The sequence below is a fragment of the Actinophytocola oryzae genome, from assembly GCF_004364325.1.
GTDB lineage: Bacteria > Actinomycetota > Actinomycetes > Mycobacteriales > Pseudonocardiaceae > Actinophytocola > Actinophytocola oryzae.
The window spans coordinates 32,090-45,313 of the sequence record NZ_SOCP01000002.1; the positions used below are offsets into that span (position 1 = coordinate 32,090).

Sequence of the window (13,224 nt, forward strand, 5' to 3'; positions counted from 1 at the left end):
CGTGACCGACCCGCAGACGTGGTTCGAACAACCGGACGGCGGGCTCGTCCGGCCGTTCGCCCTGGTCCGGGGCCGGACGGAGACCGGGCGCCGGGACCTGGACGTCATCAGCCTGGTCCAGGCCGCCCAGCCGGAGACACCGCCCGGCGGCGAGTACGGGCGGATCGTCGGGCTCTGCCGGTGGCAGCCGCTGTCGGTCGCCGAGATAGCCGCACATCTGGACCTGCCCCTGTTGGTCGCCAAGGTGCTGGTCGGCGACCTGCTGGACGAGGGGGACCTGGTGCTCTGCGGGAACTCGATCTCCGACGCCGGTCCGGACATGGTCCTGCTGCAGGCGGTGCTCGAAGGTGTCCGCCGGTTGTGACTGGAGGAGCGCGCGTACATGGAACCGCTGATCGCGACCACCGGGCTCGGCAAGACCTTCGGCGCGGTCCAGGCGCTCGCCGACGTGACGCTGGCGGTGGGCGCGGGCCGGATCCTGGGGCTGCTCGGGCACAACGGCGCCGGCAAGACGACGCTGATCGACATCCTCTCGACGCGGATCCCCGCCGACACCGGCACGGCGCTGGTGTGCGGCTGGGACGTCCGGGAGCACGGTGCGCGGGTGCGGCGCCGGATCGCCGTGGCGAGCCAGTTCACGACGCTCGACGACGACCTGTCCGGCAGGGACAACCTCGTGCTCTTCGCGCGCCTGCTCGGCGCCACCGTGCGGCAGGCCCGCCGGCGGGCGGGTGAGCTGCTCGACGTGTTCGGGCTCGCCGACGCGGCCGACCTGCCGGTGCGCGGCTACTCGGGTGGCATGCGGCGCCGAACGGACCTCGCCGTGTGCCTGCTCGGCAGACCGGACGTGCTGTTCCTGGACGAGCCGAGCACCGGGCTCGACCCGGTGGCGTGCCGCCAGCTGTGGGACATGGTGAAGGGCCTGGCGAACACCGGGATCACCGTGGTGCTCACGACCCAGTACCTCGCCGAGGCCGAGCACCTCGCCGACGAGGTCGCCGTGCTCGCGTTGGGCCGGGTCGTGGCGGCCGGCACGCCGGCGGAGCTGAAACGCCGCATCGGGACCCAGACGCTCACCCTGACCTTCGCCGACGCGTGGCAGGGTGACCGGGCCGCCGGTTGGTTGCGGCAGGCGGGACACCCCGGGGTCGCCGACCCGCTCCGCGCCACCGTCGTGGTGCCGGTGGCGGGCGGCGCGGACGTCGTCTCGATCATCCGGCTCGTCGGCACGGCGGGCTTCGACGTGGCCGACGTCCGGGTCACCGAGCCCACCCTCGAGGACGTGTACCTGAGCCTCCACACGGGACAGAGCCCCGCGGTCAGGGTCGGGTGAGTGCCGACGCGTCGACCACGTCCTGGCGGCGGAGCCGGAGCTGCTTCGGCATGTTCCAGCCGAGCACGCCGGTGACGCGGCCGTCGCGCAGGTACTGGACGACGAACCGGCGCGCGTCGAGGTCACCGTCCACGACGCGCACGTCGGCGTCGGGCGGCAGGACGCCGTGCGTCTGCAGCTTGACGTCGTACTGGTCGGTCCAGAAGTAGGGCACGGGGGAGTAGGGGCGGTCCGCGCCGAGGACGTTGTCGGCGACCGCGATCGCCTGCTCGACGGCGTTCGTGCGGTTCTCCAGCCGCGTCAGCACCCCGAGCCCCTCGTGCTGCCAGCGCGCCACGTCGCCTGCCGCGTGGATCCCGGGTGCCGCGAGGCACCGGGAGTCGCACACGACACCGTCCGCGAGGGTGAGCCCGCTGCCGGCGAGCCAGTCGGTGACGGGGACGGCGCCGATCGCGACCACGACCACGTCGGCCGCCAGCACCTCGCCGGTCGCGAGGCGGACACCGGTCACCCGGCCGTGCTCGCCGGTCATGCCGGCGACCGGGGCGCCAAGCCGCAGCGTCACGCCGTTGGCGGTGTGCAGGTCCCCGAGCAGCTCCCCGACGACCGGACCGACCTGCATGGCCAGCGGAGTCCGCAGCGGCCCCGCCACGGTCACGGCGAGGCCCATGCCCCGTGCGGTCGCGGCGATCTCGGCGCCGAGCACGCCCTCGCCGACGACCACGAGCCGTGCCGAGGCGAGCAGGTCGGCACGCAGTGCGGTCACGTCCTCGATGGTCCGCACGACGTGGACCCCGGCCAGCTCGTCCTGGCCGGGCAGCGTCCTCGGCCGCGCACCGGTGGCGATGACCACCGCGTCGGCACGCAGTTCGCGTCCGGCCGCCGTGCGCACCGTGCGCGTGGCAGTGTCGAGACCGACGGCGGGGTCGTCCAGGACGAGGTCGACCCGCAGGGCGGAAAGCGCCGGTCCGGTCCGCAGCGTGGTGCGGTCGGCCGGCCGGGCGCCCGAGAGGACCTGCTTGGACAGTGGCGGCCGGTCGTAGGGCAGGTGCCGCTCGCCCCCGAGCAGCGTGACGTGACCGGCATAACCCCTGCGTCGCAACGCCTCCACGGTGGACAGTCCAGCGACCGACGCGCCGACCACGAGAACGCTTCCTGGCACGAGGCCGACACTCATCGCCGTTCCTTCGCAATTGTGGGTCGGGAGTATTTCTTCTACCGTAGCAGAGTGCGAGAGTGATTCGGGACTTATCACTTTCTGCTATTGTCGGCACTCCATTGTTGTGGTGAATTTCGGATTGCTCGGCCACGTTCTCGCTCGGTATTCTCGGGTGTATTCAGTGGGCAGGAATCCGTACGCTCGTTCGCGACAGAACGGAAGACGATGGAGTCGACCATGTCCGAAAACTCCTCCACACCCGACGGGCAGGCCGCGGGGGTCAGCCGCAGGAAGCTGCTCGGCGCCGCCGCGCTCGGCGCGGCTGCCCTCGGCGGCATCGTGGGCGGCGCCGGTCAGGCGAGTGCTCAGACGAGCGGGTCCAGGGTCAGGGTGACCGAACAGCGCGAGCGGGCGGTCGTCGTCGGCAGCGGCTTCGGCAGCGGCTTCGGCGGCGGCGTCTCGGCGCTGCGGCTCGTGATGCCGCGCGGCCTCTCATCGCCGAAGCGGAGCGCGAGCGCCGCGCCGATTCCCCGCGCACCGCCGGTCACCACGATTACTTTCTCGGCCAAATTCACGTTTGGTTCCTGGCGGTGCGGTGGTGGTTTCGGGAAACAAATTCGCTGACAGCCTGAATGTAGGATGGCCGTCAATTGTCTGTCAAGTTCCGGGAAATGCTTTGTCAGTCGCTCACCGGAATTAGTTGGAGCTATTGTCACCGACTGAGTAACGGCGTTACCCGGATTCCGTTTCGAAGAGCATCCTGGCGCGCAGCGCCAGCTCCATGGCGAGCCTGGCGTCGGGGTCGGCGAGCTTGTCGCCGAGCAGTTCCTGCAGCTGGTGCACGCGGTAGCGGAACGTCTGCGGATGCACGTCGAGGCGGGCGGCGATCTCGTTGTGCGTGCCACAACGCTGCAGCCAGGCGAGCAGGGTGGTGGCCATCCGGTCGCGCTGTTTGTGGGTGAGCCCGGCGAACGCGGTCTCGATGTGCTCCTGGAGCTGGGCCGTCAGGAACGGATCCACGAGCAACAGCAGTGTCGTGAGGTTGTCCTGGCACCACGAGATCCTCTGGGTCGGCTCGTCCCTCGCCCTGCTCAGCCCGAGCAGCCGCCGCGCGAGCAGCAGGGAGCGGTGGGCTTCGGCCAGTCCGACGGCGGGGCCGACGGCGGCCCGTCTCCCGGCGAGCAGGTCCGCGACGCCGTCCCGCTCCTGTCCGGGATCCGGCATCACGACACAGGGTGACGCGCTGTCCACCCGGTCGACGAGCACCTCGCGCAGCGCGGCGATCTCGTCCAGGTCGTCGTTCTCGCCGCGCGGCTCCACCGCGATCGTCACGACGCGGTCCGGCAGCGGCCAGTCCGCCGCCTGTGCCAGCGTCCGGACCCACTCCTGGTCCGCCGGACCTCCCGAGAGGATGATCCGGGCCAGCTGCTGTCTGGCCTGCTCCCGCACGTCGAGGTGGCTGACCCGTTCCCGCGCCCTGGCCTGTGCGTCGTGGTGCCCGGCGATGGCCTCGCGGCTCAGCTCGTCCACCCAGGCGAAGACGGCCTCGGCCATGTCGGACAGGGACTCCGGCGACGCGCCCAGCTCAGCGGCGTTGAGGCTGACGTGCCGCCACACCACACGTGCGCCGATCCGCAGTGCCGCCTGCAGCGGCTCGGTGGTCCTGCCGCGCAGGAACTCGCCCTCGCCGACGGCCCGGATCACGGGCCGCCAGTCGGCGCGCCCGCCGCCCGTGCGGAAGACGGCGTCGAAGCACAGGTCGATGCCCGTCTCGATGACGTGCACGAACCCGGCGTGCAACCGGGTCGGCAGCGGCGGCGCGTACGCGTCGACGTTGTCCTGGATCTCCCGCAGCACCTCCTTCACCAGGAGGTCGGACAGCTGGCGCAGTCTCGTGGCCGATTCCGACGGCACCCTCGTACGAGTGTGCATGATCACCCCCAGACGACGGGTTCCGTTGGTGCTCACCGACATAGCGTGGCCACGACGTCCCGTCGCCGCACCTTGCCGGTGTCCGTGCGCGGCAGCTCGGCCCACACCGTGACCCGGTCCGGTGTCCTGGAACCACGCAGCACCAGCCGGACCGCCTCGCGGAGCAGCTCCGGGTCGGGCTCGGCGCCGCGTTCCGGGGTGACGACGGCCTCGATCCGCTGGCCCCACTCGTCGTCGGGGACACCGACGACCACGGCGTCCGCGACGCCGTCCTGGCGGCGCAGCACGTCCTCGATCTCGGCGGGCGAGATGTTCTCCGCGCCCTTGATGATCGTGTCGTCCACCCGGCCCTCGACGAAGAGGTAGCCGTCCGCGTCGAGGTGCCCGAGGTCGCGCGTGTCGAACCAGCCGCCCGCGGCGACCTGCGCGCCACGGACCCAGATCAGCCCGGACTCGCCGGCCGGCAGCACGTCGGTGTCCCGGATCTCGATCTCGACGCCGGGGACGGGCCGGCCCACCGAGTGCAGCCGCGCCCGCACCTTCGGATCGGTCGAGGCGAGGGCGTCGCGGTGGTCGTCCGGGCCGAGCACGGAGATCGTCGAGCTGGTCTCGGTCAGCCCGTAGGCGTTGACGAACCCGACCGACGGCCACTCCCGCAGCGCGCGTTCGATCACGCGCGGCGGCATCGCGGCGCCGCCGTAGGCCAGCGTGCGCAGGCTCGGCACCGGGCCCGGGTCCTCCATGACCCTCGCCAGCATGGTCGGCACCACCATGGCACCGGTGATCTGCTCGGCGTTGACGAGGTCCAGCCATCCCCTGGGGGTGAACGGGTCGAGGAAGACGAGCCGGCGCCCGGCGTAGAGGTTGCTGAGCACGCCCGCCACCCCGGCGACGTGGTAGGGCGGCACGCACGACAGTGACGCCTCGTCCGGCCCGGCGCTGCCGAACTCCACCGTGCCGATGACGTAGGACACGAGGTTGTCGTGCCGCAGCGACACGGGCTTCGGCGTCGAGGTGGTGCCGCTGGTGTAGATGACGACCGCGGTGGCGTCGGGCGCCGGCTCGCGCACGGGGCGCCCCGGCACCTTCTTCGCCGTCCTGGCCAGCCACGCCTCGGGCGTCGTCAGCCCCGAGGCGACCGGTCTCGCGACGGCGTCGTGCTGCTCGTCGGCGACCACGTAGGCGCGGGGGTGGTTGGCGAGCAACGCACTCAGCGGTTCCGCACCGAGGCGGTAGTTGAGCGGCACGAACGGCACCCCGGCGACCGCGGCGGCGAACAACGCCACGGGGAAGGCCGGTCCGTTCTTCGCGAGGTACACGAGGGCCGGTGCGCCGGACTGCATGAGCACGGCCGCGCCATGGCGTGCGGCCGCACGCAGGTCCGCCGCGGTGACGCCGTCGCCGCCGTTCGTCAGCGCGGCACGTCCGTCGCCGCCGTCCGCTGCCATGTCGAGCAGGGTCGTGAGGTTCATGTCATCAGTCCGATGCGGGTAGTGGCTTGGCGGTCTTCGTCTCGAGCGGCACGCCGTCCAGGGCGAGCGAGCCCTGCCCCGGCTTCACGCACAGCAGCTCCACGGCGCCGTCCGGTGTGGCGTACCGCTTGCCCAGCAGCGTCCCGGACGCGTGGCCGGCCTCGACCCGCGCGCCGGACGGCCCGAGGTAGTCGGCCTTGGCGACCATCGGCACGCCGCCACACGTCAGCGCGGCCGCGTCGGCGGACCAGCGCACGACCACCACGGCCGTCTCGTCCACCGTGCTCAGGAGCGTCACCCCGACGCTGACTGCCATTGAGGAGTCCCTTCCTAGTCGTTCCGTCACCACGAGGGCCGGTCGCCGATCACGCCGTCCGCCCGCAGCGCGGCGATCTCGTCGGCGGACAGGCCGAGCCGGGTCAGTACTTCCTCGTTGTGCTCGCCGAGCAGCGGCGCTGGCGACCGGTGTGCCTGCCACGTCCCGTCGGAGAACCGGAACGGCAGCGTGCTGTAGCTGGCCGCACCGCCGACGGGATGTCCCACGGTCTCGAAGAAGCCGCGTTCCCGCAGCTGGGGCAGCTCGGTCTGCCGGTGCGGCTGAAGCACCTTCGCCACCGGGACACCGGCCGCCCAGAGCGCCGTCACGACCTCGTCCCCGGTGCGTGTCGAGCACCACCGGCCCAACGCCTCGTCGAGCGCGTCGTGCGCGGCCCTGCGACCGGCCACGGTGGACAGTCCGGGGTCCTCGGCCCAGTCGGGCCGGTCGACCGCCGCGCACAGCGCCGCCCACTGCTCGTCCGTCGCGACCGCGATCGCGACCCACGAGTCGTTCCCGCCGAACTCGTCCGGCTCGCTCGTGCGGTACAGGTTCTGCGGTGCGGAGACCGGCCCCCGGTTGCCCACCCGGTTCAGCTCGACGCCGTACGCGGAGTGCTCGATGACCTGCTCGGCGGCGATGTTGACCGCCGCCTCCGCCATCGCCGCCTCGACGAGCATGCCCTCCCCGGTCCGCCGCCGGTGCTCCAGCGCGAGCAGCAGGCCCGTGACGGCGTGCAGCCCGGCGTTCGGGTCGCCGAGCGAGTACGGCTCGACGGGGTTCTGGTCGGGGTGGCCGGTCAGCCACGTCAGCCCGGACACGTCCTCGATGACGTAGGCGAAGGCGGCGTTGTCCCGGTACGGGCCGTCGAGGCCGAACCCGGGCATCCGGACCATGATCACGTCCGGCCGGATGGCGCGGACCGCCTCGTAGTCGAGGCCGACCTGGTCCAGCACGCGGGGCGTGAAGTTCTCGACGACCACGCCGCAGTCGGCGATGAGCCCGCGCAGCACGTCGAGACCGCGTTCCGACCGGAAGTCGACGGTGACGCTCTTCTTGTTGGTGTTGAGCCCGCAGAAGATCGGCGACCGCTCCCACCACTGGTCCTCGGTGGCCGGCACGCCCGCGATGAGCCTCGTGCCGTCGGGACGGCCGGTGGACTCGAGGTGGATGACCTCGGCGCCGAGCATGGCCAGCAGGTGTGTGCTGGAGGGGCCGGCCCAGAAGGCGGTCATGTCGAGGACGCGCAGCCCGGCCAGTGGCAGCCGGGCGTCCTCGGCGGCGCCGTCGCCGTCACGCGGCCGGGTCTTCCCGAGGTCGGCGGAGTGCTCGCCGAGCCGGGGTGCGGGTGCGGGTTCGCGCAGCACGTCGGGGTGCAGCCGGTAGGGCGGCCCCGGTTCGGTGAAGCCGTCCCGGGGGTTGGTCCGGAACGTGCCGCGGAACCGGAACTGGGCGTCGTCCGCGATGGTCGAGCCCTGGTTGACGGGTGCGTTGGGGATCCGGAACGCCGTGGCCAGCTCCCGGACCTCCGCGACGGTGCGTTCGGCGACCCACGCGTACAGCTCGGGCGCCGCCTTCGCGGCCAGTTCCATCAGCGCGAGCGGCTGGTCGGGGTCGATCCACTCGGGGTGGCCGACCATCGCGCACAGGTCGAACCACTGCTGTGCGGTGGCGCAGCCGATCGCGACGAGCCCGTCCTTCGCCGTCGACACCCCTGGCACGAACAGCGACCGCACCGAGCGGAACGGCCGGCCGAGCAGCTCGAAGAAGGTCACCGGGTAGTAGGTGAGGCACAGGACCTGGGCCTCCAGCACCGACAGGTCCACGAGCCGGCCGCGCCCGGCGGCCTGGGAGACCAGCGTCGCGGCGGCGGCGTAGGTGCCGGCGAGCCACTCACCGACCTGGCCGCCGACGTGCACCGGTGCCCGGTCCGGCGCCCCGCGGCCCAGCCCGACGATCCCGCCCGACCACGCCTGGAGCGTGAACTCCGTGGCCGGCCTGTCCCGCCACGGACCGGTCAGCCCGAACGGGGTGATGGCGGTGACGGTGAGGTGTGGGTGGCGCCGGAGAATCTCCTCCGGCAGCAGGCTCGGGTGCTCCGCGAGCGGGGTGCCCCGCGACCAGACGACGGCGTCGACCCCGGCGAGCAGCGCGTCCAGCCGTGCCAGCGCCTCCTGGTCGTCGGGGTCGACGACCACGCTCCGCTTGGCACCGGCGAGGAAGCTGAACAGGGCGCCGTCGCCGTCCGGTGGGATCGGCGCGCCGGACGCCGACCAGGTTCGCAGCGGGTCACCCTCCGGCGGCTCGGCCTTGGTCACCCCGGCCCCGCCGTCGGCGAGGAGCTTGGTGGCGTAGGCACCCGCGATCCCGGAGGACAGGTCGACGACCGCGTACCCGGTGAGCGGGCTGGGAGGTCCCATTCCTGGTGTACCGCCTTCGCACATCGTTGTGGTGGCTTGGTGCCGGGCCTACTCCGGCTTGCGGCGACCCGACCTGCTCAACCGGAAGTCCGGTGGGAACTGGTCGTCGTTGTCCTTGACCGCGCTCGCGAGGCCCTGACCGAGCATCTCGTCGAGTGACGCGTCACCCGCGTCCGGGCGGGAGTAGTTGCCCAGGCTCTCGAACAGGCCGGTGAGCATGCTGCCCATGTACTCGCCCTGGTGCTGCTTCATCATCGCGAAGAACAGCTTCTGCTGGAACACGACATCCGTCGGGCGGGTGCGGGAGCAGGCGAGGGCGTACTTGGCGACCTCGTCCTCGAGCTGGTCGCGGGGGACGACCTTGTTGAGGAAGTTGCAGTCGTACATCTCCGCCGCGGTGAACGGTCGCCCGGTGAACACCATCTCCTGGAACTTGCGGATGCCCATGGTGCTCGCCCACGCCCACATCCGGGGACCCCAGCCCGCGTACCGGAACGCGGCGTGGCCGAAGAGGGCGTCGTCGGAGGAGATGACGAGGTCCGCGTCCGCGGCCTGGTAGAAGTGCCAGCCGTAGCAGTAGCCCTTGACCTCCAGGATGCTGATCTTCCGGAAGTCCTGGAGGGTCCGGCAGCCAGACCGCGGGTCGGCGAACCACTGCCCGATCTGCGCGCCGCCGCGGAAGGAACCGGGCGGCGGCATGCGCACGTCGTCCTCAGTGGACAGTCCGAACTCGCCGAGCTTCGGCTCGTCGTCCTCGGCCGCGTACACCTCCATGAACTCGGGCAGGTCCACCCCGCTCCCGAGGTCGTTGCCGGCACCTCGGATGACGAGCACCTTGACCTCGTCGTCGATGTTGGCCCGGTGCAACAGCCGCGCGTACCGCAGCCGCGCGCCGATCGTGGGCGCGTTGAGCCGGTCCGGCCGGTTGAACGTGATGGTGGCGATCCGCGTCTTGGGGTCCTTCTCGTAGAGGATGATCTCCTCTGGCGACGGCCGGGCGGAGTCAGACATGCGGTGTTCCCTTCAGCTGCTGGGGACTGCGGTGTCCTCGGAGAGCGGTTCCGGTCCGTTCTCGGTGATCGCGACCGAGTCCCGGTGGAACACCGCGCCGACACCGCTCTCCCAGACGTAGGCGGTCACGGCGAGCACGCTGCCCACGTCGAGCCGTTCCTTCGCCGCGGTCGCGGGCAGGCCCGAGGTGATCACCGGCGTGTCGAAACCCAACCCGAGGCCCCGGGCCACCGCCATCGGTGGGAGCGGTTCGCCCGCCGACTCGTAGACGTCCAGGAGCCGTTGCCCCGGCGCACCCGGTTCGCACGCGTCGAGCAGGTTCGCCCACAACGTGTCGCAGCGGGCGTACAGGGCCGCGACCGGCTCGGTGAGCGCGGCCTCGCCACCCACCAGGTGCGTTCGGCCGACCTCGCCGATGTACCCGTGCGCCACCACGCCCGAGGTGAACGCCACCAGGTCCCCGGTCGCCAGATCGCGTTCGCCTGCCACCCGCCGCCACGGGTGCTCGGGGTTGGTGAGCCACGCGGCGTCCTGGACCGCGGGGGTCGTGACCCCACCGGCCGCCGACGCCTCGAGGAGGACACCGGCCAGCTCCTTCTCGGTGACCCCCGGCCGCAGCTCGGCGACCGCCTTCGCCAGGCTCTCGCCCGCCACCGCGACGGACTCGCGGATGGCGACCAGCTCCTCGGCGGTCTTGGTCCGCCGCGCCGCCCGCATGGCCACCTCGCCGTCCACGATCTCGGCGGCGGGGAACGCCATCGGCAGCAGTTGGGCGAACATCGGGGACAGGGTGTCCGTCCCGACCCGGAGCGCGCCCGCCGCGCCGTCGATCCCCTGCAGCACCGTGATGGTGTTCATCGGGTTCCACGTCAGGCCGAAGAGGTTCTCCCGGGGGATGTCCTCGGGAATCCCGTCGTCCCAGGTGGACAGCAGGTGGATCGCGCCGGTGGCGCGGACCAGGATGCACGCCGGTCCGAACGGCTGGGTCCCGGCCAGCCACAGCAGGGTAGCGCCGGTCACGTACCGCACGTTCGCGGTACGGCCCAGCACCAGGACGTCGAGGTCGTGGGCTGCCATCTGTGCCAGGGCACGCTCCCGCCGCCCGGAGCGGAGAGCGTGGTCGTCCGGCAGGACCTCAGTTGCCATAGGGATCGTAGGTGTAGTCGGTGAGCCGGTCGTAGCCGTCGTCCGTGATCACGATGATCTCCTCGCCGCGATATCCTCCGGTGCCGTCCTCCCACGCGATGGGTTCGAGGACGAGCACGCTTCCGTGCTGCAGCACCAGGTTCTCGTCGAACTCCTGGCCGAGGTCGGTGCCGACGAACGGCATCTCGGCCGCGTCGACGCCGAGCCCGTGACCCAGGTAGAAGTGCTTGACCCAGGGGCGGGTCCCGTCGCCGTTGGCCTCGACGGCCGCCGTCGTGAGGTCGGCTGCCGTGACGCCGGCCCTGGTCACCGACAGGACCGCCTCGACGATGTCGTGCCACCGCCGGAACTGCGCCTCCTGCCGGGGTGAGGGGTCCTGCCCGACGCACCACGTGCGGCCGAAGTCCGAGCAGTAGCCGGCGTAGTTGATGCTGACGTCGGTCCAGAGCACGTCGCCGCGCTCCAGCTCGCGCTCGGTGGACAGCAGCGGCAGCGCGAGGTCGCCGTGCGTGGTCCACACGCCCTCGGCCCGGCTGGCCGGCATGATCTGCCAGATCGGGTCGAGGAGGTTGGCCGTGGCACCCAGCTCGAACGCGCGGCGCACGAACTTCGCGGAGAGGTCGATCTGGCGGACACCGGGTGCGACGGCCGCGTCGATGTCGACCATCGCCTCCTCGGTGATGCGCAGAGCCCTCCGCATGCAGGACAGCTCGTCCGGCGTCTTCACGACCTTCGCCGTCGCGAGCACGAACGCCGCGTCCGACGGTGTGCGGTCGCCGAAGAGGCGTTTGTGCCCCCGGCGCATGGCACCCGTCAGCTCGTCGACGCCGACCGACGCGCCGGCCGGCACCAGCCCGGAAAGCGTCGCGGCGAACTCCTCGACGCCCTCGTCGAACTCGAGGTATACCGGGCCGTGCACGTGGTCGGCCGGCAGCCCCGAGTCGGGCGCGACGCCCTCGCGGAAGGGCATGAACAGGTGCGGCCACTCGTCGCCGGCGAGCACGACCGCCACCGGACGGTCCACATGGGCCAGTCCGGAGTCCCCGAGCGGCCAGCTGGCGCCGGTGGCGTAGCTGACGTTGCTGTTGCCGATGAGCACCAGCGCGTCCACGCCCTGCTCCGCCATCGCGCCACGCAGGCGGGCGCCGGTCTCCCGGCGCATCCGGGGAATGTCGGGTGTCTCGGGGATCGCGATCGTCGCCACGGCTACAGGCCCAGGAACTTCTGGATGTTGCCGCTGACGATCTTGACCGCGTTCTCGGGCCCGACGGCGTCGACGACCGCGGCGAGGGACTTCTCCGAGTAGCCGTAGGAACTCTCGTTGTGCGGGTAGTCCGAGGACCACATCACCCGGTCGACGCCGATCTTGTCGATCATCTGCAGGCCCAGCGGGTCGACGATGAACGACGCGTACATGTTGTTGTCCCAGTAGTACCTGGGGTCGTGCTCGACCTGGTGGTTGAGCATGTGCTTGAAGGACGCGTGCATGTGCTCGGCGTCCTGCAGCGCGGACAGCACCCAGTTGATGCCGCCCTCGAACCAGCCGACCCGCAGGCCGGGGTGGCGGTCGAGGATGCCGCCGAGCACGTAGCGGCCGAACATCTCGCGGAACGGCGCGACGTTGTGGACCATGCCCACCGCGATGCCGTTCACCTCGCAGGGCGCGGACAGCGGCGCCTCACCGATGTGGTGCGCGATCGGCACCTCGGACTCGGCGATCGCCTCCCACACGGGGTTCATGTAGTCGGCCGAGTAGTCGAGCTGGGTGCCCTCGTTGTTCTGGCCGCCGTTCAGCGGGAGCAGGAACGTGCGCAGCCCCAACGACTTCAGCTCGGCGAGCGTGCGACGGGCGCCGTCGCCGTCCCACCAGTTGATCAGCCCGACGCCGTAGAACCGGCCAGGCGAGCGCTCCTGCAGCTCCGCGACGTAGGAGTTGTAGATCCGGAAGCAGCGCTCCTTGAGGTCCTTGTCCGGGAAGAACAGCAGTGCCAGCAACGCGTTCGGGAAGGCCAGCTCCCTGGTGACGCCGTCCGCGGCGAGCTGGTCCCTGCGTGCCTCCGGGTTGCCCGAGCCCGCGCCGAGCAGCGGGTCGTACTGCATGAGCACCTGGGTGAACTCGCCGGGCAGGAACGACATGCCGTTGAGGCCCAGTTCGAAGGCGCCGTCCTCGTACCACACACGAGGCGCCTTCTCCTTGAACTCCTCGGGCAGCCGCTCGTAGAAGATGTCGTCGGCGAGGGAGATGTGGTTGTCGGCCGAGAAGACCTCGGTACCGGTCGGCAGGCCCGTGACGTTCTCGGCCGCGTGGCCGCGACGGTCCTTGGGTGCGCCGAGGCCGCCGGGTGGGTAGAAGGACACCGGCGGGGTTGCTTGGACGGTCATCGTTGATCCTCCTGAGTTCGAGACACCGGCGGCCGTCCGCTGGAAGTGCCGGC

At 71.4% G+C, this 13,224-nt stretch carries 12 protein-coding genes; 3 read left to right on the top strand and 9 right to left on the bottom strand.

The genetic code is table 11. The features are described from left to right. Position 1 precedes the first annotated feature (1 nt). Together CLV71_RS04140 and CLV71_RS04145 are read left to right on the top strand one after the other, a co-directional pair. Positions 2 to 364 carry a DUF742 domain-containing protein gene (locus tag CLV71_RS04140; protein WP_133901269.1) on the top strand — a complete coding sequence of 121 codons (363 nt, stop codon included), beginning with the start codon at positions 2 to 4 and terminating at the stop codon, positions 362 to 364. Positions 365 to 382: 18 nt separating this feature from the next. Then, positions 383 to 1,333: an ABC transporter ATP-binding protein gene (locus tag CLV71_RS04145; RefSeq protein ID WP_133901270.1), complete on the top strand. Its 951-nt coding sequence runs from the start codon at positions 383 to 385 to the stop codon at positions 1,331 to 1,333. On the opposite strand, the gene CLV71_RS04150 is transcribed toward CLV71_RS04145, so the two are convergent. Beyond that, positions 1,320 to 2,510 carry an NAD(P)/FAD-dependent oxidoreductase gene (locus CLV71_RS04150; RefSeq protein ID WP_133901271.1) on the bottom strand — a complete coding sequence of 397 codons (1,191 nt, stop codon included), beginning with the start codon at positions 2,508 to 2,510 and terminating at the stop codon, positions 1,320 to 1,322. The genes CLV71_RS04145 and CLV71_RS04150 overlap by 14 nt on opposite strands. A 219-nt stretch (positions 2,511 to 2,729) precedes the next feature. On the opposite strand from CLV71_RS04150, the gene CLV71_RS04155 reads away from it, so the two are divergent. After that, positions 2,730 to 3,116, top strand: coding sequence for a hypothetical protein (locus CLV71_RS04155; protein ID WP_133901272.1), 387 nt, complete (start codon positions 2,730 to 2,732; stop codon positions 3,114 to 3,116). A gap of 108 nt (positions 3,117 to 3,224) precedes the next feature. Here CLV71_RS04155 and CLV71_RS04160 read toward each other — a convergent pair whose 3' ends face one another. Genes CLV71_RS04160 through CLV71_RS04195 form a run of 8 tightly spaced genes read right to left on the bottom strand, consistent with a single transcriptional unit; the run spans position 3,225 to position 13,171 of the window. Further along, positions 3,225 to 4,460: a PucR-like N-terminal domain-containing protein gene (locus CLV71_RS04160; protein WP_166663924.1), complete on the bottom strand. Its 1,236-nt coding sequence runs from the start codon at positions 4,458 to 4,460 to the stop codon at positions 3,225 to 3,227. Further along, positions 4,457 to 5,896, bottom strand: a complete 1,440-nt coding sequence (locus tag CLV71_RS04165; protein WP_133901274.1) for a class I adenylate-forming enzyme family protein — start codon at positions 5,894 to 5,896, stop codon at positions 4,457 to 4,459. Before CLV71_RS04165 ends, CLV71_RS04160 begins: the two co-directional genes overlap by 4 nt. A 4-nt stretch (positions 5,897 to 5,900) precedes the next feature. Beyond that, positions 5,901 to 6,212, bottom strand: coding sequence for a hypothetical protein (locus CLV71_RS04170; protein WP_133901275.1), 312 nt, complete (start codon positions 6,210 to 6,212; stop codon positions 5,901 to 5,903). Positions 6,213 to 6,238: 26 nt separating this feature from the next. Next, on the bottom strand, positions 6,239 to 8,632 hold the full coding sequence (locus tag CLV71_RS04175) for a CaiB/BaiF CoA-transferase family protein (RefSeq protein ID WP_133901276.1): 2,394 nt from the start codon (positions 8,630 to 8,632) through the stop codon (positions 6,239 to 6,241). Between the two features lie 48 nt (positions 8,633 to 8,680). Next, complete coding sequence (locus CLV71_RS04180; protein WP_133901277.1) at positions 8,681 to 9,643, bottom strand: enoyl-CoA hydratase/isomerase family protein; 963 nt, start codon at positions 9,641 to 9,643, stop codon at positions 8,681 to 8,683. Between the two features lie 12 nt (positions 9,644 to 9,655). Then, positions 9,656 to 10,789, bottom strand: coding sequence for a M24 family metallopeptidase (locus CLV71_RS04185; protein WP_133901278.1), 1,134 nt, complete (start codon positions 10,787 to 10,789; stop codon positions 9,656 to 9,658). Then, complete coding sequence (locus CLV71_RS04190; RefSeq protein ID WP_208297383.1) at positions 10,779 to 11,993, bottom strand: M24 family metallopeptidase; 1,215 nt, start codon at positions 11,991 to 11,993, stop codon at positions 10,779 to 10,781. The genes CLV71_RS04185 and CLV71_RS04190 overlap by 11 nt, the downstream gene beginning before the upstream one ends. A 2-nt stretch (positions 11,994 to 11,995) precedes the next feature. Further along, entirely contained in the window at positions 11,996 to 13,171 is a 1,176-nt protein-coding gene (locus tag CLV71_RS04195) for an amidohydrolase family protein (RefSeq protein WP_133901279.1), read from the bottom strand. Positions 13,172 to 13,224 lie beyond the last annotated feature (53 nt).

What these genes read in the sequence shown, in the direction of transcription:
- CLV71_RS04145 (WP_133901270.1), top strand. Translation starts at nt 383, where the DNA reads ATGGAACCGCTGATCGCGACCACCGGGCTCGGCAAGACCTTCGGCGCG.
- CLV71_RS04150 (WP_133901271.1), bottom strand. Translation starts at nt 2,510, where the DNA reads ATGAGTGTCGGCCTCGTGCCAGGAAGCGTTCTCGTGGTCGGCGCGTCG.
- CLV71_RS04155 (WP_133901272.1), top strand. Translation starts at nt 2,730, where the DNA reads ATGTCCGAAAACTCCTCCACACCCGACGGGCAGGCCGCGGGGGTCAGC.
- CLV71_RS04165 (WP_133901274.1), bottom strand. Translation starts at nt 5,896, where the DNA reads ATGAACCTCACGACCCTGCTCGACATGGCAGCGGACGGCGGCGACGGA.
- CLV71_RS04170 (WP_133901275.1), bottom strand. Translation starts at nt 6,212, where the DNA reads ATGGCAGTCAGCGTCGGGGTGACGCTCCTGAGCACGGTGGACGAGACG.
- CLV71_RS04175 (WP_133901276.1), bottom strand. Translation starts at nt 8,632, where the DNA reads ATGGGACCTCCCAGCCCGCTCACCGGGTACGCGGTCGTCGACCTGTCC.
- CLV71_RS04180 (WP_133901277.1), bottom strand. Translation starts at nt 9,643, where the DNA reads ATGTCTGACTCCGCCCGGCCGTCGCCAGAGGAGATCATCCTCTACGAG.
- CLV71_RS04185 (WP_133901278.1), bottom strand. Translation starts at nt 10,789, where the DNA reads ATGGCAACTGAGGTCCTGCCGGACGACCACGCTCTCCGCTCCGGGCGG.
- CLV71_RS04195 (WP_133901279.1), bottom strand. Translation starts at nt 13,171, where the DNA reads ATGACCGTCCAAGCAACCCCGCCGGTGTCCTTCTACCCACCCGGCGGC.